The 20707-nt window shown below is 38.1% G+C and carries 18 protein-coding genes; 15 read left to right on the top strand and 3 right to left on the bottom strand.

Annotation, left to right across the window (positions count from 1 at the left end; all coding sequences use genetic code 11):
• Positions 1-203 precede the first annotated feature (203 nt).
• The 9 genes from RYK20_RS04035 to RYK20_RS03995 all read left to right on the top strand — a co-directional run bounded on the left by RYK20_RS04035 (position 204) and on the right by RYK20_RS03995 (position 9937).
• Positions 204-2603: a TonB-dependent receptor plug domain-containing protein gene (locus RYK20_RS04035; protein WP_314894501.1), complete on the top strand. Its 2400-nt coding sequence runs from the start codon at positions 204-206 to the stop codon at positions 2601-2603.
• 15 nt (positions 2604-2618) lie between these two features.
• Positions 2619-3935, top strand: coding sequence for a hypothetical protein (locus tag RYK20_RS04030; protein WP_314894500.1), 1317 nt, complete (start codon positions 2619-2621; stop codon positions 3933-3935).
• A 233-nt stretch (positions 3936-4168) separates the two neighbouring features.
• Positions 4169-5239 carry a F0F1 ATP synthase subunit A gene (atpB, locus tag RYK20_RS04025; RefSeq protein WP_311456213.1) on the top strand — a complete coding sequence of 357 codons (1071 nt, stop codon included), beginning with the start codon at positions 4169-4171 and terminating at the stop codon, positions 5237-5239.
• A 44-nt stretch (positions 5240-5283) separates the two neighbouring features.
• Positions 5284-5490 (top strand): ATP synthase F0 subunit C, encoded by a 207-nt coding sequence (atpE, locus tag RYK20_RS04020; protein WP_297978740.1) that lies wholly within the window; start codon positions 5284-5286, stop codon positions 5488-5490.
• Between the two features lie 89 nt (positions 5491-5579).
• Positions 5580-6071, top strand: a complete 492-nt coding sequence (locus tag RYK20_RS04015) for a F0F1 ATP synthase subunit B (protein ID WP_311456212.1) — start codon at positions 5580-5582, stop codon at positions 6069-6071.
• A gap of 2 nt (positions 6072-6073) precedes the next feature.
• A complete protein-coding gene (gene atpH, locus RYK20_RS04010; protein ID WP_297978736.1) occupies positions 6074-6622 on the top strand; it encodes an ATP synthase F1 subunit delta in 549 nt (182 codons plus the stop codon).
• 123 nt (positions 6623-6745) lie between these two features.
• Positions 6746-7909, top strand: coding sequence for an MFS transporter (locus RYK20_RS04005; RefSeq protein WP_311456211.1), 1164 nt, complete (start codon positions 6746-6748; stop codon positions 7907-7909).
• 50 nt (positions 7910-7959) lie between these two features.
• On the top strand, positions 7960-9210 hold the full coding sequence (locus tag RYK20_RS04000) for an NAD(P)/FAD-dependent oxidoreductase (protein WP_311456210.1): 1251 nt from the start codon (positions 7960-7962) through the stop codon (positions 9208-9210).
• Between the two features lie 4 nt (positions 9211-9214).
• The gene (locus RYK20_RS03995) at positions 9215-9937 is read left to right on the top strand and encodes a 3'-5' exonuclease (RefSeq protein ID WP_311456208.1); all 723 of its coding nucleotides are present in this window, start codon (positions 9215-9217) and stop codon (positions 9935-9937) included.
• A gap of 4 nt (positions 9938-9941) precedes the next feature.
• On the opposite strand, the gene RYK20_RS03990 is transcribed toward RYK20_RS03995, so the two are convergent.
• The 3 genes from RYK20_RS03990 to RYK20_RS03980 form a co-directional block, all read right to left on the bottom strand.
• Complete coding sequence (locus tag RYK20_RS03990) at positions 9942-10823, bottom strand: NAD kinase (protein WP_311456206.1); 882 nt, start codon at positions 10821-10823, stop codon at positions 9942-9944.
• Positions 10824-10841: 18 nt separating this feature from the next.
• On the bottom strand, positions 10842-11483 hold the full coding sequence (locus RYK20_RS03985) for an O-methyltransferase (RefSeq protein WP_314894499.1): 642 nt from the start codon (positions 11481-11483) through the stop codon (positions 10842-10844).
• Positions 11484-11546: 63 nt separating this feature from the next.
• Positions 11547-13700, bottom strand: coding sequence for a S46 family peptidase (locus RYK20_RS03980; protein ID WP_311456204.1), 2154 nt, complete (start codon positions 13698-13700; stop codon positions 11547-11549).
• A gap of 183 nt (positions 13701-13883) precedes the next feature.
• Between RYK20_RS03980 and RYK20_RS03975 the strand changes: the two genes are divergently transcribed.
• From RYK20_RS03975 to RYK20_RS03950, 6 genes are all read left to right on the top strand, one after another.
• Positions 13884-15590, top strand: coding sequence for a DUF1444 family protein (locus tag RYK20_RS03975; RefSeq protein ID WP_314894498.1), 1707 nt, complete (start codon positions 13884-13886; stop codon positions 15588-15590).
• Between the two features lie 5 nt (positions 15591-15595).
• Positions 15596-16144, top strand: coding sequence for a hypothetical protein (locus tag RYK20_RS03970; protein ID WP_314894497.1), 549 nt, complete (start codon positions 15596-15598; stop codon positions 16142-16144).
• Positions 16145-16179: 35 nt separating this feature from the next.
• On the top strand, positions 16180-17841 hold the full coding sequence (locus RYK20_RS03965) for an MBOAT family O-acyltransferase (protein WP_314894496.1): 1662 nt from the start codon (positions 16180-16182) through the stop codon (positions 17839-17841).
• A gap of 30 nt (positions 17842-17871) precedes the next feature.
• Positions 17872-18291 carry a hypothetical protein gene (locus tag RYK20_RS03960; protein WP_314894495.1) on the top strand — a complete coding sequence of 140 codons (420 nt, stop codon included), beginning with the start codon at positions 17872-17874 and terminating at the stop codon, positions 18289-18291.
• A gap of 2 nt (positions 18292-18293) precedes the next feature.
• Positions 18294-18782, top strand: coding sequence for a hypothetical protein (locus tag RYK20_RS03955; protein WP_314894494.1), 489 nt, complete (start codon positions 18294-18296; stop codon positions 18780-18782).
• A gap of 232 nt (positions 18783-19014) precedes the next feature.
• Positions 19015-20703, top strand: a complete 1689-nt coding sequence (locus tag RYK20_RS03950) for a glutamine--tRNA ligase/YqeY domain fusion protein (RefSeq protein ID WP_314894493.1) — start codon at positions 19015-19017, stop codon at positions 20701-20703.
• Positions 20704-20707 lie beyond the last annotated feature (4 nt).

Below are 20707 nucleotides of genomic sequence, written 5' to 3'. Positions count from 1 at the left end.
CTACATAAAATAAGTAGGCTTGAAAATATTTTTTTCATTATTTCTCAGCTGTTTCAAAATGCAAAGATAGTAAATCTTGAAAAATAATGAAAAAAATTTGTTTAGAATAAATAAAAATAATACCTTTGCCAAAATTTTAATAAAAGATGTTGTTTCCAAGAGAAAATTCTTTTTCCTGTCTTTTCAAAACGATTATTTTAGTTATGTGCTTGTTAATGATAACTTTTTCTTTCTCACAAGAGCAAGGAAAAGGAATCATCTCAGGAAAAGTCCTCTATAAGGATGGAACGCCTGTTCAGTCGGCAACTGTTTATATCCCTAAGACGAATTTTTTTGCTTATACAGATGAAAAAGGAGCATTTACCATTAAGAATATTCCTTTAGGGAAAGAATATTTGGTGGAAATTCGCGTTTTTGACCAATCTCCTCTTACAACTAAGGTATTTGCCAAAGAAAAAATAAACAAAATAATCGTCAAGTTGGACAAAAATGAGGAAATAAGCCTCTCTGAAGTGGTGGTTGTGCGCAAAGGAAAAGGTGAGGAGATTAAGGAAAAAGGTTATGCAATGAATGTAATAAAGACTCAGGAAGCAAGCCTTAAGAATATCCAGACTACGGAACTTCTGGGGCGTTCCTCAGGAGTAAAAATCCGGCAGTCAGCAGGGATAGGTTCCGAAATGACTTTTAACCTTAACGGACTTACAGGAAATTCTGTTAGGATTTTTATAGATGGAATTCCAATTCGTAATTATGGGCGTTCTTTCTCTCTCAGTAGTATTCCTCCTTCTATGATTGATAGGATAGAAGTATATAAGGGAGTATTACCTACAGAAATCTCCGAAGATGCCTTAGGAGGAGGTATTAACATAGTTCTTAAGAAAAATGTTTCCAATTCCTTAATAACATCCTATTCTTATGGCTCCTATAATACTCACCAATGGGACTTGAACACGACCTTTAGGCAACCTGAATTGGGGTTGGTTGCCAATCTCTCTTCGTATCATAACTATACAGATAATAACTATAAAGTATGGGGAGATAATGTTTATATAACCGATCCAGAGACAGGGCGTATTGAGTATGTTACAGCCAAACGTTTTCACGACCGCTATGGGGCTAGTGGAATCAAAGGAAATATAGGATTTGTACAAAAGAAATGGGCTGATGATTTCTCCTTAGGTTTTATGTTTTCTCAAATGGAAAAGGATATCCAGACAGGAGCTACAATGAATGTTGTTTATGGAAACCGAAGAACCAATAGCCATAGTGGATTGGCAAGCTTACAGTACAAAAAGCATCATTTGTTCTGGAAGGGGCTGAGCCTGAATACCTTCACTACTTATTCGCTTACTTATAGAAATCTGATAGATGATGACCCACATATTTATAATTGGCTGGGACAGAGGGTAAGGAATTACTTAGGAGAAGAACAGCTTAATCCTCAAGGAGGAGAAGCAAGTATTGCTACAAGAGCCGAAAATACAGAAGAGAATATTGCTAATCGTACCTACTTGGCTTATCATTTTACAAAGAATCAGAACGTTAGTGCCAGCTATTTCTATAACGGGTTCTCTCGGAAGATAGATGATCCTTTGCTACCTCAGGAATCACGTGATGCTCTGGACAAGCGAAGGTATAATAAGCATATTCTTGGGCTTAATTATGAAGCAAATTTCTTTCATAAAAAGCTAAGAACTAATCTTTTTTATAAGTTTTATCATCAGAATGTATCTCTTACTGAAGTAACCACACGTATTCATCCTCGCTTGGGTTACACCACTACTACCCGAAAGCACGAAAAAGGAATAGACCATCAGGGATATGGGGCTGTACTTGCCTATAAGATATCCTCTAAGCTGATATTAACATCTTCTGCAGAGAAAGCTATCCGATTGCCTTCTGCAACCGAACTCCTTGGGAATACAAGTGAAATGGTTAATGCAAACTATACCCTGAACCCAGAGAGAAGTACCAACTTCAATATAGGAATGAATATAGGCGATTTTCATTATAAGAAACATAAAATTTCCTCTGAGATTAATTTTTTTGTAAGAGATATCAATGATTTAATCACTCGTGGAGTGCCCCGCGAGACAGATGATTCTTTTAGTTTTGAAAATTTGGGTAAGATAAATAGCAAAGGAGTGGATATGGATGTGCATTATAGTTTGGGTAAATCTTTCTTTGTTCATAGTAATTTGTCCTATAATAGGGCGGTGTTTAACCTAGAGTATGATAAGGCAGGAATCCGCTATTTCCAATATAAAAACAGATTAAGGAATCAGCCTTTTTTTACCTCTAATACACATATAGAATATATAAAACAAGGACTCTTTGCCAAGGAAGACAAATGTACTTTTGACTATAATTTTGGTTATACACATTGGTTCTATCTCAATTGGGAGAATTTGGGCTCTTCAAACAAAACGACTATTCCAGCTCAGCCTCTGCACGATATTGGGGTTGCTTATACTTTTCCTAATAAGAGAATTACTCTGGCTTTTAATATTAAAAATATATTCGATACTCAGGTGTTTGATAATTTCGCTCTACAGAAACCCGGAAGAGCTCTCTATGGTAAGATTACCTATTCGATTCAGTAACTAATTTTTTATTTTATGTATAGAAATATTTTTCAAACAACTAAAATTGCGTCCCTTGCGATGGCAATGACAGCACTAATAAGCTGTAACAAAGAGGATAATAACTCCAATACTCCAGCACCTACTCCTCCTTCAGGGCAGGTAGAGGAAAATTTTAATGTGATTTATCGTGTAGGGCACGAAAGAAACTCTGACTGGGCGATTCTTCCTCTCTCTCAGGAGAAAATGACCTCAGGAAAGATTAATTTCCAGTCTAATGGTTTTGTGCTTCCTCAAACACGTACACAACAGATGTATGCTACTGATAACGGAAAGAAAGTTTTTGTATATGATGCAGGAACAAAAAAAATAACCAAGTATGAAGTAACAGGAGGAACTGATTTCTATAAGAAAGTAGCCGAAATCAGTGTAGAACCTATTCTAGGGAATGCAGGAGGAACTTGGAAGGTGATGGATAACCGTACAGCTCTTATCTTTGGAGTATTTACCAATCATATAAAGAATGATCAGGGAACTTACCAGAGGACAGAAGTTACTCTTATTGTAGGGAGTATTGATTTAGAATCTTTCACTGCTAATGTGCGGGAAACAAAGAGATATACTCTAGAAACTCAAGCTGAGGAAACTGGAAAAATCTCTTATATAAATGGTCTTGGTCACCCCATAGTGGCTAATGGAAAGGTTTATTTCGGAACAACAAGGGCGAAATATAATACAACCACAGGCAAGAATGAGAAAAATTATACTTATAATGCAACTACGTTAGTGCTTGATTATCCTTCCTTGGATAACCTTACTCCTATCAAGAATACAACAGTAAATGGAGCTACAGCGAGCCCTTCTTCATATTATGGACTCTCTTATGTGAATGATGGAAATAGTGTTTATCACGTAATTCCAGTAAATACAGGAAAAATAGTGAAAATAACATCAGGAGCCTATGATACTTCATATGATTTTGATGTAAAAACGGCACTTGGACTCACTGAAGATATCAATATTTCAGGGTTCTTCTATGTAGGAAATGGAATAGGTTATATCAACTATGCACCTTCCGCAACAGCACGAGGATATGAGAATGGGGCTTGGAGCGTAGCAAGGGTAGATCTTAATAACAAAACAGCTATTAAGATGAATGTTCCTGAAAAATTATGGCTAAACTTCTACCAGACAGCGAAAGTGTATAACGGAAAGCTCTATATGCCTCTCTGTCCTATAGATGCTAATGGAAATGTATATATCTTTGATCCTACCAAGGCAGAAGCTAATGGCTTTGTTAAGGGAGCTGAGCTAGAAGTAGCAGGAGGAGCTCTTTACTTAGGTGTGTTCTAGAGAATAATTACTTTGAAATAACTCAGAGGCTGTCCCCAAAGGGCAGTCTTTGACTTATAGTTACATAGGATGTGAAAGATTTTAGTTAAAAGTATATTGATTATAAATAACATAGGTTGTTGAAAATATATTTTCTTAAAAAAGACCAAAATATACGTAAAAATGAAAATAAAAATGTACCTTTGTCCCTGCAAATAAAGACAAACGCTATATAAACTATAATTACTAAAAGAATGATACGAAAAATCATTAGTAAATACTTGTTTTTGAGTATTTTAGCTTTTCCTCTTGGCGTATTCGCGTCTCCAGAACAGACTCAAAATCCTCAAGAAGAAGAGAGTTTTACCGATGTGATTATGCACCACATAAGCGATTCACACGAATATCATTTGTTAGATTGGCAAGGTACTCCTGTAACGTTACCACTTCCCATTATTCTTTGGACAGAAAATGGGTTGGTTACTTTTCTCTCTAGTGAGTTCCATCACGATGACAAAGGTGAGGTTATTGTAGAGAAAAAAGGACTTTACTTTGTTAGAGTTCACGGACAGATTCACTACACAGATGCCAATGGGACACTTTCCTACAATAATGATCATAAACTTGAAAATCCTCGTCCGTTGGACTTCTCTATTACTAAGAATGTGGTGTTACTCTTCCTAATAGCACTGATTATGTTCTTAGCTTTTACAGCTGTGGCACGTTCTTATAAGAAAAACCCTAAAGCTCCTAAGGGCTTTGCGAATCTCTTAGAGACTTTGGTCGTTTTCGTTCGTGATGATATTGCTGTTCCTAATATAGGAAATCATAAGTACGAACGCTATATGCCTTATCTTCTTACTGTATTTTTTCTTATTTTGATAGGGAACTTATTAGGGTTGGTGCCTATCATTTCAGGAACTCTTACCAATGATATTGTTTTTACAGGAACGCTTGCTGTTATCACTTTCCTTATTACTACTTTCAGCGGGAACAGAAACTACTGGCAACATATTTTTGCAACACCAGGGGTGCCTAAGTGGTTAGCACCTATTATGATACCTGTGGAGATTATTGGAATGCTTACTAAGCCTTTCTCTTTGATGATACGTTTGTTTGCCAATATTACAGCAGGTCACGTAATCATTCTGAGCTTGATAGGGCTTATCTTTACTCTTAAAACAATTTTTGTTTCTCCAGTTTCTGTAGGATTCTCTCTATTTATAAGTATATTGGAGTTATTGGTGGCTTTTATTCAGGCTTATGTTTTCACTCTACTTTCAGCCTTATTCATAGGAGGAGCCGTAGCAGAAGAGCACCATTAGGAATATCAAATTAGTATTATATTAAACTTAAATATTTTTAAATTATGACATTAGCATTAGCAGGAATTGGAGCTGCCATCGCAGCACTTGCCGCAGGTTTTGGTATTGGTAAGATTGGTTCTTCCGCAATGGAAGCTATCGCACGTCAGCCAGAAGCAGCTTCTAAAATTCAAGGAGCTATGATTATCGCAGCTGCACTTATTGAAGGGGTTGCCCTCTTCGCTGTAGTTGTTGCTTTTATGAAAGGATAATCAACCTTATAATTCGTTCTGTAACGGTTGGTTGCAGAACGAATTTATCTAAATTAAAGAACACAAAAGAGAATTAAAATATAATATAGATGAATTTTGTACATATTGAAAGTCTTAGTTTTTGGACGTTAATTGTTTTTGTTTGTTTATTGCTATTGCTCAGAGCATATGCTTGGAAGCCTATCTTGAAAGCCTTAAAAGATAGAGAGAACTCTATCAACGATGCCTTGGCTGCTGCAGATGATGCTAAAAAAGAAATGGCAAACCTTAAGGCAGATAATGAAAAATTATTAGCGCAAGCACGTATTGAGCGTGATGAAATGCTTAAAGAAGCACGTGAGGCTAAGGAGCGTATTATCTCTCAAGCTAAGGAAGAGGCTCAGCGTGAGGGAGCAAAACTTATAGAGCAGGCTAAAAATTCTATAGAGAATGAGAAAAAAGTAGCTATTGCAGAACTGAAAGGACAGGTAGCGACCCTTTCTATAGAAATTGCTCGTAAAGTGCTCACTAAGGAATTAGCAGGAGAACTTAAGCAAGAAAAATTAGTTGAGAGCCTATTGAACGAAATTAACCTGAAATAAAGATGATAAACTCTACAAAAGTTGCCAAAAGATATGCTAAAGCTCTGTTGGATTTTGCCATAGAAAAGAAGCAGGAGGAAGAACTTTTCCAAGAGGTATCTTCTTTGGTGGAGGTAATTCACGAGAATCCTGAATTACGAGCTCTCCTACGTTCTCCTATAGTGAAAGCAGAAGTAAAGAAGAATATTTTGCAAGAGATTTTCTCCCAGAGATCCTCTATAATGAATATATTTTTTAATATTCTATTTGAGAATAAACGAGTTTCGGATATTTATCCTATTGGAAGAGAATTTATAGAACAATATAATCATTATAGGCAGAAGATAACAATCTATCTAACGACAGCGGTAGAAGTGTCTCAGCATATCAAAGATCAGTTTATAGCTAAAGCAAAACAGCTTAGCGGCAAAAGTAATGTTATTCTTGAGAGCAAGATAGATAAGGAGATTATAGGAGGCTTTATCTTACGAGTAGATGACCTGCAATACAATGCAAGCATATCTAGTAAGCTCTCTACTATTCAGGAGAATTTTAAAGAAAATGTGTGTTAGTTTTTAAGTGTTAAACATAGATTTGTGAGGGGTATCCATATTTTGGATACCTCTTTTTATTTAGATGGTTGCTATTTTTTAGAAAAATTGTATTTTTGCACCCTTTTTAAAACAATTTTGAGAATGAAACTAATAAAACAACTATTTCCATTAGCAATAGGAGGGATAGCTCTAGGGAGTACGGAGTTTATCCCAATGGGACTTATGCGAACTATGGGGCAGAGCTTGCAACTCTCAGATAGCCAAGTAGGGCACTTTATAGCAGCCTATGCTATAGGTGTTGTAGTAGGAGCTCCTACCTTAATAGGACTCAGCGCACGTTTTCAGCCACAAAAGGTGTTAATCACCTTAATGTTACTTTTTGCATTATTCAATGGATTATTTGCTCTGATGCCTTCCTATGAACTACTTTTGCCTACTCGCTTTTTTTCAGGACTTCCTCACGGAGCATTCTTTGGAGTGGGAACAATTGTTTCTAAGCAGTTAGCACCTAAGAATAAGGAAGCAATGGCTATTTCCATTATGTTTGGGGGGCTTACCATTGCCAACTTGCTGATTATTCCTTATTTTACACATTTAGGAGACCAGATTGGCTGGAGACCCGTGATGGGGCTGATAGCTACTTTGGGGCTTATCACAGCATTCTTTATTTTCCTTTTTCTTCCCAAAGTAGAACAAGAACGAAGTCTTACTCTCAAGGAGGAGATAAATGTATTCCTTTCACCTCCTACACTTTTGACTTTGCTTATTACGGCATTAGGGTGTGGAGGGTTATTCTCTTGGCTTAGTTACATAGAACCTTTAATGATAGACCACGCACATCTCTCCAAGTCACAAATGCCCACAGTGATGGTTGTGGCAGGGATAGGAATGGTTATAGGAAATTTCTTTGGAGGTTTTCTTACGGATAAGCTCAAACCTATATATGCAAGTTTTATCCTTTTTATTTCTATGATTAGTGTATTGCTCTTGGTGTTCTTTCTTTCGGATAGCCAACCAATGGCTTGGGGGCTAACGTTCATTTGTGGAATAATGGCAATGTCATTAGGAGCTCCCCTGAATATCATTATGTTCCGAGCAGCTCCTCACGCACAGATGATGGGAGCGGCTTTTATGCAAGCTGCCTTTAATCTAGCAAATACCTTGGGCGCTTATTTAGGAGGGAAACCCTTGGTGTGGGGATATACAACTAATTATCCAGCTCTGGTAGGAGCAATGATGGCTTCAGTAGGGTTTGTCTGTTGTTTATATATGTACAGAAAATATACTTCTCTTTTTGAGAAATAATGCATAAAAATTTGTATATTTGTCTCCAAAACAAATCATCTAAAAATTATATGAAACAAGAACAAACAGAGGTACTTATCATAGGAGCAGGTCCTTCAGGATGCGTATCAGCAGCTTATTTGCAACAGCAGGGAATAAAGGTAAGAATGGTTGAAAAAACACGGTTTCCACGCTTGGTAGTGGGAGAAAGCCTTATTCCTAGAGTAATGGATCATCTGGATGAGGCGGGCTTTCTGCCTGCCCTTAAAGCGATGAATTTCGAAGTAAAATGGGGGGCTCGATTCATTAGAGGAGAACAAGTATGCCAGTTTGATTTCAGTCAGAAGTATTCTAAGGGATGGGATTGGACTTGGCAAGTGCCTCGAGCAGACTTTGACAATGTCTTGGCTAAGGAAGTGGTGCGTATGGGAGTGCCTTTGAGCTTTGAAACAGAGGTAACCAATGTAGAATTCTTTCCAGATCATCAGCTTACTACAGTGAAAGATGCCAGTGGAGAAACTTATCAGATTTACTCTAAATTCGTCATTGATGCCAGTGGCTATGGACGGGTGTTGCCTCGCTTGCTAGACCTTAATACGCCTTCTAAGCTGGATGATCATTCTTCTATTTTCACACATATTAAGGAAGATAAAATACGTCCTGAAGGTGAAGAAGGTACCTTGATTTCCTTTGATATTCTAGAGAGGGAAGTCTGGTTGTGGGTAATTCCTTTCTCTAACGGGAATACGAGTGTAGGAGTGGTGGGTCCTACGGACTATATTAATGCACTTTCTGCCTCAGGAGATACTTCAGAAGCTCTCCGTAAGGCAATAAATACTTCTGATTTTTATAGAAATCGTTTTGAAAAAGCTGATTTTCTCTTCACTCCGGTAAAAATACAGAGTTATTCCTGTGCCGTAAAGCAACTTTACGGAGAAGGCTATGTTCTTACAGGGAATAGTACGGAATTCTTGGATCCTGTGTTCTCTTCAGGTGTTGCTTTTGCTACTGAATCAGGAATGTTGGCAGCTAAGCTCGTCAAGAAACAACTTTCTGGAGAGAAAGTGGATTGGGAAAAGCAATATACACAATATATGAAGCGAGGAATAGATGTTTTTACCTCTTATGTCCGTGAATGGTATACGGGGAACTTACAGACGCTCTTCTTCCACCAACCAGGTAATGAGGAGGTAAAAAGAAAAATCTGTTCTGTACTTGCAGGATATGTATGGGATGAGGAAAATAATTTTGTGAAAAAGCACGCAACCATTATTGAAACTATGGCATATGCTATTGATAATGGATTGGGAATGAATGAGTAATAGGATGGCATCACTTTCAGCACTTACCCTTTCCCATATTTTATTCTTGGATATTGAAACAGTCCCTCTAATGCCTAATTATGAGGGACTTTCTCCATATGAACAATCCCTATGGGAGGAAAAAACACGCTATATCAGGCAAGAAGTAACCCCTGATGTATATTATGAAAAAGCAGGAATCTGGGCAGAATTTGGGAAAATTGTATGTATTTCAGTAGGATATTTTTTTCTTAAAGGTGGGAAAAGGCAATTTAGAATGCGTTCTTTTGTAGGAGAAGAAAAAGATATCTTGGAGCAATTTTCATACTTAATTGAGCGATTTTTTAGTGGAAAAGAACATTTCTTAGCAGCTCATAATGGAAAAGAATTTGATTTTCCTTATATTGCTCGTAGGATGCTGATTCATCAGCTTCCTATTCCTAATATTCTACAATTTTTTGGAAAAAAACCTTGGGAGATGTCGTTCTTAGATACGTTGGATTTGTGGAAATTTGGAGATTATAAGCATTATACTTCGCTGAATTTGCTCGCCTATATATTGGGAATTCCTTCTCCTAAAGAGGATTTAGATGGCTCTCAAGTAATGCATACATATTATCAGGAGAAAGATATTGCACGAATAGCTACCTATTGCCAAAGAGACACACTTACTGTAGCTCAGATTTTCTTAAGGATGCGAGGTGAACCTCTTTTACAAGAGGAAGAAATAGAGATATTGCAGCCTTAAGGGGCTAATTTCTTTTGTCCTCTCCCCAGAGTAGCTTATTACGGAGGGTTTTGAAAAAATCATTTCCTTCTAGTTCAATAGTTTTTAGGCAAAAAGGAGCCAGACTTATCCTAACAGGAGAGGCGCAAGGAAGTATGGTAGCTCGAGCATCATAAGTAGCCAGATAACAACCTTCTCTATTGGAAACGTGTAGGGTAATCTCGGTGTTGTCAGGAATAATTAATGGGCGAGCATTTAGGTTATGAGGAGCAATAGGAGTCAGTGCCAAAGTTTTAGAATGGGGCATTATTACAGGTCCTCCACAACTAAGGGAATACCCTGTAGAGCCTGTGGGAGTAGTGATGATAAGCCCATCAGCCCAGTAAGAAGTAAGGTATTTCCCATTAAGATAGGCTTCTACAGTGATCATTGCTGTAGAGTTTTGGCGGATAACAGTTACTTCATTCAAGGCAAAGTTCAAAGGAGCAATAGGGTTTCCTTCAGAGTCATTAATTTGTAATACACTACGTTCATCGGTGTGATATTGTCCATTGTGAATTTTGGAGAACATTTCACCTATCTCACTTTGAGAAATGGTAGCTAAGAAGCCTAATCGTCCTGTATTGATTCCTAAAATAGGAATTTGGAGGTGCTGTATCAGTGTCATAGCCCATAGAATAGTTCCATCTCCTCCAATGGTGAGCATAAGGTCGGTATTGGAGGGAAGGTCTTCTACATTATGAAAGGTATCTACAGTGTAGGAGAAAGGATTATGTTCTGAATAACGGCGTAATAAATCAGCTTCAATAACGATATTATCCTGATAAGCTATAAGTTCCTCAAAGATACTTGTTAGTAAGGGAGCGTATTCAGCTTTGTATTTTTGTGAATAAAGGGCTATTTTCATTGGGGTCAGAGATTAAAATTACCTTACACGAGCTATAGAAAGGCCATCACGGATAGGAAGAAGGATAGTTTCCAAGCGAGAGTCATTAGCAAGTTGTTGATTATAAGAGATAAGAACTTGCGTATGCTTATCATTGTCCTTCACATTTTCCACTACTTTCCCACTCCATAATACATTGTCTGATAGGATAATTCCTCCTTTACGCATCTTAGGAAGGATAGCTTCCAAGTAATTGGGATAGTTTTTCTTGTCGGCATCGATAAAAACTAGGTCTATTCCATCAGGAAGTGTTGGAATCACAGAGAGAGCAGGGGCAAAATGCTGTATAATTTGGCTTCGGTAGGAACTTTGTTCAAAATATTTATTCTGAATTTCTTCTAATTCTTCATTTACCTCGATAGTATGAATAAAGCCTTCCTGAGAAAGGCCTTCCGCAAGGCAGAGCGTAGCATAGCCAGTAAAGGTACCTATTTCAACAATATACTTAGGGCAAATAAGCTTAGAGAGTAGGCTTAGAAATCGTCCTTGTAGGTGACCACTAAGCATTCTAGGTTGTAATACTTTTAGGTGAGTTTCTCTTGCTAAAGCTGCTAGTAAAGAAGGCTCTTTTTCACTATTTTGCTCAGCATAGGCTTCTAGATCAGCTGAAAGGAAATGCATATTTTTTGTAAGGATAAAATAAGGTCGTTAGGCACTTATCCTAACGACCTTGTAAGAGAATAATTATTGAATGATATTTAACTCATCTACAATATGTTTTGCTCCAGAATAAACATCAATTACCCAAAGCATATAACGGATATCGACAACGATGGTACGTTGGAGCTTCTTATCAAAGATAACGTCTCCTGCCATAGCCTCAATATTACCATCAAAAGCAAGACCAATAAGCTCTCCATTTCCATTCATTACAGGGGATCCTGAGTTTCCTCCTGTAATATCATTGTTGGTAAGGAAATTCACGTGCATAGTGCCATCTTTATCTAGATAACGACCGAATTCTTTCTTGTTATATAAGTCTACGAATCTTGCTGGCATATCAAATTCAGGGTCACCAGGTTTGTATTTGTCAAGCATTGTCTTAAAGGTAGTGTAATAGTTCTCTTTAACGTCTGCATTTCTTTTATCGGCAGGCAGAGCTTTTACAGTACCATATGTTAAGCGTAGAGTAGAGTTGGCGTCAGGATATAGAGTGGTGCTAATTTTGGAATCACGCATTCCTTTCACGTATTTGCGGAAAGCTTTTGCGTAAGTATCAGCAAGCTTTTCTTCTTCTGGAGTTTTCTGGTAATATTTTGTTAGCAATGCAGTTGCAATCTTGGCAAGAGGATCATTGTGTAATACCTCAGCAGAAGGTTGCTTCATAAATTGGTCAAAGTTTATCTTACTAGTGAAGATACTTCTAGAGAAGACATCGTTGGCATATCTCTTGAAATCTCCATTGTATTGTTGCTTAACTTGGCTAAGCTCGCTAGGAATAGAAGAAGATTTCTCAGCATAGAGCTTGAGGTTATCAGCAAAAAGATCTACTTCAGCAGGATAATAGGATTCATCATAGTAAGCGTAGAGGTTCTTCTCTAAGCGGTTTTTGATTTGTTCTTTTTCCTGATCAGATGAAGAGGATAGGTATTGTTCTAGCTGTTTTGTGAAACCTACAACAAGAGGAGTAATTCTACTAGCTCTGAAGAATATGGATAGGTAATTGTGATTGGCAGACTCTTGGTTGGTCTTTGCAAAGTAATTTTCCATATCACTCAATACATTACCAAATTCTGCTTTATTAGCATCTTTGCTTGCCCATTTAGCAAATTTCTTTTCGGCATCTCTTTTCTGGTCAGCGGTTTTATGAGCTGTAAGGGCGTTGATCATTCCTTGTCTGTTCTTCCAATAGTTGGCGGTACTTGCATAACGAGAAGCATATTTTAGGCGAACACCTTTGTCTTTGTCCATATGTCTTTTCATAGCATCCATAGCTGTTTTTGAGGCTTCTACCCAAGCAGGATAAGCATATTTCACTTGCTGATCTACCCAGTAGGAAGGTACCCAACGGTTGGTACGACCAGGGTATCCTAGAATCATAGCGAAGTCTTTCTCTTGAACTCCTTTAAGGCTTACATTTAGGAATTTTTTGGCTTTTAAAGGAATGTTGTTGGGAGAATATTCAGCAGGGTTTCCGTTAGGGTCAGTATATACACGGAATACAGAAAAGTCTCCAGTATGGCGAGGCCATTCCCAGTTGTCAGTATCTCCTCCGAATTTTCCTACATTTTCAGGTGGGGTCCCTACGAAACGAACATCCTTGAAGTCTTGATAAACAAAATAGTAATACTCATTTCCTTGGAAGAAAGGACGTACAGAAACTACATATTTTCCTCCTTCACTATTTTCCTTTTGGATCTTTTCCATTTCTCTGTTAAGGGCAGCTTCACGTTCTTTCTCAGTCATCTGAGGATTAACCACTGAGAGCATACGATCAGTAACATTATCCATACGAACAAAGAACCGTACATAGAGGCTCTTAGGGGAGAGTTCCTCTGCTCTTGTCTTTGCCCAATACCCATCTTTTAGGTAGTTGTGCTCAGGAGTGGATAGTCCTGCAATTGCTCCATAACCACAGTGATGGTTGGTGAAAACAAGCCCGTCGGGCGAAACAATACTTGCTGTACAACCTCCATTGAATTGTACAATGGCATTTTTTAGGCTGTTGTTGTTAATGCTGTAGATTTCCTCAGCAGTAAGCTGTAAGCCCATTTTCTGCATATTACGTTCATTCAATCGCTTGATGAACATTAAGAACCACATTCCTTCATCTGCTTTTACCATATTAGGTAATAAGAGTAGGACCGAGGTTACAAAGGAAAAAATAATTTTTTTCATCGGTTTGTATTTATATATTTTTAGTTGCCAAAATTACGAAAAAACTGAAGAAGAATCAGTTAATCAAATGTTATATTTTAGAATAAATATAAAAAATACTTAAATAATAATTTTTTCTGCTTCAATGTTTTACTATTACAAAAGAAGTTTATATATTTGCCTTTGGAAAAAACAGTTGTAAAAATGGGGTTATTAGATTTATTTAAAAAGAAAAAATCTGAGGAAACTGATTTAAAATCAATCACTTATAAGAGATATTGGCTAGATTCAATTTCTACTATTCTCATTCCTACCGATTGGGAAGTGACTAATAATGACCGGTTTTTGGCTAGGTCAGCAGATGATAAGGCAAATCTTACAGTGATGAGTTCAGAAGAACCCCTTAAAGGTGAAATCACCAAGAGGTTTTTTGAGAATCTCAAGGGAGATTTCTTTAAAGAGTATGAAAGAGAAGGTTTTACAGCACTTGATGAAACGGTTGCTAATGAACGATATATCAGTAAAACTTTCCAGACTTATGATGAAGTAGAGTATCATTTTACTTGTGCTAAGAAACTAGAGGATAAGGCAATCATCTCTGAGATTATTCTTCGTCATAAAGATGTATATAGCCTTGAGGTAAGGGAGCTAGTGGATAAAATAGGAATGAGCATACAATATGTGGCTGATTTCACCCGCCTTTTCGCTGAGAGGTTGATTACTAAGAACCCTAATGTGCAGGTAAGAAGCACCAAAGGGCTCGAAATAGAATGGATGCTTAAGAGCGAACCAGGACAGCTTATTACCAGCTTTCTGGATAATGCTTATGCAGAATATATGCATAGGAGTGATTTTTATCTCAGTGAAATTATTGAGAAATATGCTACTTCTATCCTAGAGACTATACCTAAGGAAAAACCTAAAGCGCAACCTAAGCCACAAACGCCTCCTGCACCAGAGAAACCGAAGGAAGCTCCGAAAGTAGTTGTTCCAGAACCTCCTAAGGAAGCTTCAAAGGCAAAAGAAGAGCCAGTAATCGTAGCGGCTCCTCCAAAAGAAGAGCCTAAGCCAGAGGCGCCAAAAGAAGCTAAAAAAGAACCGGTTGCACCTGCTAAAGAAGAAAAAGTAACTGCTCCGAAGGAAGAGCCTAAAGTAGAAACTCCTGCTCCTAAGGAAGAGCACAAAGAGCCTGTGTTCCCAGATGTGAAAGAATTTGTTCCGGAGCCTCCTAAAGAAGCACCAAAAGCAAAAGAAGCACCTGTTGCTCCTCAAGAAACGCCTGTTAAGGAACAACCTGCTCAAAAAGCACAGCCAGTTTCTGAGAAAGAAGCTCCTAAGGTAGAGCCTGTAACTCATTCTGATGATCATCAGGTAACTTCAGGAGGACTTGTCATTAGGAAAGAAGAGATATTCCCTCTTGTGCGTAAGGCTACTTTTATAGAAGAGCTCAAAGAGGAAATACCTGACTTGCTTTATGAAAATATTAACAGTGAATTGGGAGTTATCTATCTGGTTCGCAATGAAGGAATCAGCCTTACACAAGGTGATTTAAAAGGCTTGATGCTGGATAGGCTGGCACTCAAATCATTGGCTGTACAAAATCTTATTGATCAGATAGAAGTAGGAGTGGATGAAGAAGGAAGCCGATATACAATCGTTGCAGACGGACGCTTTGAGGCTAGCTTCTTAGTGGTATCCGAACTGTGGTCAAAAGATAATATTCCTGTAGAAGGAACCATTATTATAGGCGTTCCTTCTAATAATGTGTTACTTATCACAGGAAGCGCAAATCCTAATGATATGAATTGGATTCGCCATAGAGTAGCACAGGCTTATGTAGAAAGCAAAATTCCTATTTCTGATAAGCTATTTGAGATAAAAGGAAACGCACTTATTCCTATGGAGATGTAATTTCTATGAGAAAGTTCTTTTACCTGATAGCTCTCTGTATTCCGTTAATTATCTCTGCACAAGAGGATGATGGAAACATTCTTTTGCCTAAAAATCGTAATAATACAAATCCTTTTGAGAACTGGACTTTAGGAGGAAATGTAGGCTTCTCCGTAGGAGGAAGTCTCTGGGGAATCTCTGTAGCTCCTCGTGTGGGGTATAAGCTCACAGAATCTCTAGAGCTTGCTTTTAAGGTTAATTATAATTATCAAGGAGGAAAAAATGTACAATATCAGTCTTTAGGCTTAGGTCCCTCTTTGAACTATTATTTTCTTAGGAGTGCCTACGGACAGGTTTCCTATCAACACTATTTTATTTCTCAGAAATTCAGTGGAAATAGCCGTTCCTATCCCTTAGAGGAATCTGCTCTTTACTTGGGAGCTGGATATCTACAACCTTTGGGAGGGAATACCTATGCTCAATTAGGATTTACCTATAATGTGTTATATAAAAAGGACAAAAGTATCTTCTCTTCAGGTTTTGCTCCCTCTGTAGGGATTATAATAGGTCTCTAGAATGAAGAGCAACAAATTAGGATAAGCAATACCCGATGGATTGGATATATGATATATTTGAATTTTCCAAGAAGCACCCACTGGATTTTACCCAGATGAGTTTTTGGGTATTTTTTGTCATTGTATATGCTATTTTCGCACTTATCTACAAGCGAATATTTGCAAGAAATCTTTTCTTGTTTCTAGTAAGTTGCTTCTTTTATTATAAAACTAGTGGGCTTTTTGTACTTCTATTGATTTTCAGTACTATTACAGATTTCTATTTTGGAAGGCAGATAGATAGAAGCTCTCATCCACAATGGCGTAAGGGATATGTCATAGCTAGTGTATTTCTGAACTTGCTAGTGCTTAGCTATTTCAAATATGCCTATTTCTTTACAGACGCCTATAATATACTATTCCATACGGAACATAAGGTATTTAATTACTTAGCTTATTGGGGAAATGGTTTCCGCTCACAGGGGGCTTTTTCAGTAGATGAAATTATTCTTCCTGTAGGAATTTCTTTCTATACTTTTCAAACAATTAGTTATACAGTAGATATTTACAGAGGAAAGCTCAAATCACTTGCATCCATCTTGGATTTTGGGTTATATGTAACATTCTTTCCGCAATTGGTGGCGGGACCTATCGTAAGAGCAGAAGAGTTTGTTCCTCAAATACTAAAGCCTACGAAAATAGGTCTTGCCGATTTTAATAAGGCTACATTTTTTATTTTCAAGGGATTGATAAAAAAAATGCTCTTTGCCAATTATATAGCAGTTCAGTTTCTGGATGCTGTTTTTGATATGCCTACTATGTATTCTGGATTCACCAATCTGATGGCGTTGGTAGGATATTCTTTGCAGGTATATGGGGACTTCGCTGGTTATACAGATATTGCTATAGGGCTAGCTCTTCTTTTAGGATTTGAGCTTCCAAAGAACTTTAATGCACCTTATAAGGCAACCAGTACGGGAGATTTCTGGAAGCGATGGCATATTTCTCTCTCCACTTGGCTAAAGGACTATCTGTATATTCCTTTGGGGGGAAATCGAACAGGTTCGTGGGGTTCAGTGATTATCTCTTTACTTTTTATCATAGTAGCACTTATTGCGATAGGGAATCCTTATTTCTCCCTTTTCGCAGGAATACTCTTGGTAGGCGGAACACTTCTAGCTCTAAAAAATGAGCGATTTCAGCAATATATTACTACCAATATAAACCTAATGCTTACAATGCTTCTGGGAGGGTTATGGCATGGTGCCTCTTGGAAATATATCCTTTGGGGAGGGATTAATGGCTTGGGAATTGTCTTCTATAAGCTCTGGCGAAAGGTGAGTCCTTATGAGCATTCTACGCACTGGTTGGCACATTTTTGGAAAGTATTCTCTACATTTATATTTATTGTTTTCGTACGCTTGTACTTTAGAGGAGCGGATATGGAACGTATAAATCAGTGGTATGAACAGGTATGGAGCCATTTTGATTTGGCAGGGAGTGGAGAAGTAATATGGTACTTTAAGGAAGCCTTTGTAGTGATGTTTGTAGGCTATTTGGTACATTGGTTACCGGAATCACTTAAGCTTAAGATAGAAAATGCTTATTATAAGAGCCCTCTATGGGTCAAAATTCTTATAATGGTAGGAGTAACGATAATCTGCTATCAGACATATACTTCAGGCTCTTCACAAGCCTTTATCTACTTCCAATTCTAGAAATTCTATAGAATCCAAAATATAAAACTTATGAAAAAACTCTTTTTTGTATTTGTCTTTACTCTTTTTCCTTTCCTAACCAAAGCACAATTGGGAGTTCGTACGGCTTATACTTTTACAGATAGGGTTTATCATTATGGATTTGCAGGTGTTTCCTCGAATAGTGACCCTTTCTATGGAGGTTTTTCATATTATGGAGGCACTCATATAGGGAGTCATAAGGGGAAGGTGCAGTTTGTCCCTGAGATAGGGGCAGAGCTTTATATGATGCTTTTCGGAATAGGACTTTCAGCAAATACCCACGCCATCACGCCCCGTGCAGGGATATCTTTCTTTAACAAATATCAACTACAAGCAGGCTATTCCTTGCCACTAAGGGAAGGAGCTACCTTTGAGGGATTTACCCTAAGTTTCGTTATCAATATATTTGGAGGAATGTCCCCTTGGTAGAAATGGAAATATTTGATAGTTTTTCTGCTTTAGCAGATGCCTTGCAAAAGGATTCTACAATGCTTTTTTTAGAAGATGAAAGTCACTATCTTAGGCAACTAATGAGGTTTCCTATTGAAGAACTCTCTATCTATCCTTATCTTTTATTTGATGCGCTAGATCGTATAGATGCCTCACATACACGTAGCTTTTATGAGATGGCTCCTGCCTATGAAAAACTATATAGTGACTTCTCTTATTGGGTATGTAACCTCATTTCTATCTTTCCTGAAAAAGAAAAAGCATTAGAGGCTATTTCAGAGGATATGCTCTTGGAAATCACTCGGCTTACTCCCAAGCAAGCTATTTTCATAGTCCAAGCTTACAAAGAACAATATCCTAAGCTAAAGAATACCATTACCAATAAGACTGAACTTCAGCTACACTTTGATATAACAGAAAATAAAGCTTGGATTGTAGAAGCAGAAGAGGAGCTTTTTGGAGAGATATAGGATCTTTATTATGTAATTTCCGATGCTACAGGGGAGGTGGAATATACTTTTAATCACCACGGCACACGAGATCCTCACCTAAGAGAACACTCCTATCAGAAGAAAAAGCAGTAATAGAGAATGAATTTCTTAGGATAAATTGATTTTTTTAGCTATCTTTGCAATTCTAAAACAAAACTTTCTTGAAAGAAAAAATACCTTACAGAAATCTAACATTTAATACCTAAAAAATATGTCTGAAGAAATTAAAGAAAGATCTAATAATTTTATAGAAAATATCATTGAGGAAGACCTCGCAGCAGGCTTTCCCGCCAATGCTTTGCGTTTTCGCTTCCCCCCAGAACCAAATGGCTATTTGCACCTCGGTCACGCGAGCTCTATCTGCCTCAACTTTGGATTAGGCTTGCGCTACAACGCCCCTGTAAATTTGCGTTTTGACGATACCAACCCTTCTAAAGAAGAACAAGAATATGTAGATGCAATTCGTCGCGATGTAGAGTGGCTCGGATTCAAATGGGATAAAGAATGCTATGCTTCCGACTATTTTCAAGAGCTTTACGACTGGGCGGTAATGCTTATCAAACAAGGAAAAGCTTATGTTGATAAACAAACCTCCGAAGAAATTGCTGCTCAAAAAGGTACCCCTACGACAGCAGGAACCGAGAGTCCCTATCGCAATACCTCTCCTGAGGAAAACCTCGCTCTTTTTGAGCGTATGAAAAACGGTGAGTTCGGAAATGGTACCTATGTACTCCGCGCCAAAATAGATATGGCATCGCCTAATATGCTAATGCGCGACCCTATCATCTACCGTATTATGAACGCTTCACACCACCGCACAGGCGACAAATGGCATATCTACCCTATGTACGACTGGGCTCACGGCGAAAGCGACTACCTCGAACAAATATCACACTCCCTTTGTACATTAGAATTCTTACCACACAGAGAGTTATACGATTGGTTTTTAGATCAAGTATACGACAATACTCGTACCCGTCCTAAGCAACGTGAGTTTGCCCGCCGTAACCTCAGTCACACCATTGTAAGTAAGCGAAAACTCTTACAATTGGTAACCGAAAATTATGTGGCTGGCTGGGACGACCCTCGTATGCCTACTATCTCAGGTTTGCGTCGCCGTGGGTATACCCCCGAAGCCATTCGCAAATTCGCTGATACCATTGGTATTGCCAAACGCGAAAACCTCATAGATGTATCGTTATTGGAATTCTGCGTGCGCGAAGACCTCAATAAAAAAGCTAACCGCGTAATGGCAGTCCTCGACCCTGTGAAGGTGGTGATTACCAATTATCCTGAGGGGCAAGAAGAATGGCTTGACGCCGAAAACAATCCTGAGGTAACCCCTATGACTTTCCGCAAAGTGCCTTTTAGTCGTGAATTGTATATCGAACGTGATGACTTCCGCGAAGAAGCCGATAAAAAGTATTTCCGATTGAAATTAGGAGGTGAAGTACGCCTTAAAAATGCTTATATCATCAAAGCTGAAAGCGTCGTGAAAGATGCTCAAGGGAATATTACCGAAATCCATTGTACTTACGACCCCGAAAGCCGCAGTGGTAGTGGTAGTGAGGCGAGCACTCGTAAGGTAAAAGGTACGCTTCACTGGGTGTCTGTTCCTCACGCAGTCCCTGCAGAGGTACGTCTCTATGACCGCCTTTTCACTATAGCAGAGCCAGACCGCCAAGAGGATAGTTTTTTGAATTACATCAATCCTAATTCTCTTAAAGTAATTACTGCCTATATAGAACCTAGTCTGCAGGCTGTCCAAGCAGGATACACTGTACAGTTCCAGCGACTTGGTTATTTCTGTGTGGATACAGATAGTACTACTCAGAAGCTTGTATTTAATAAAACCGTTGGCTTAAAAGATACTTGGGAAAAGGTAAAAAGCGAGGAATAATAAA

The sequence above is a fragment of the uncultured Capnocytophaga sp. genome, assembly GCF_963525585.1.
GTDB lineage: Bacteria > Bacteroidota > Bacteroidia > Flavobacteriales > Flavobacteriaceae > Capnocytophaga.
The sequence above is the reverse complement of the archived record's forward strand: the minus strand, read 5'-3'. Positions and strand labels throughout refer to the sequence as shown.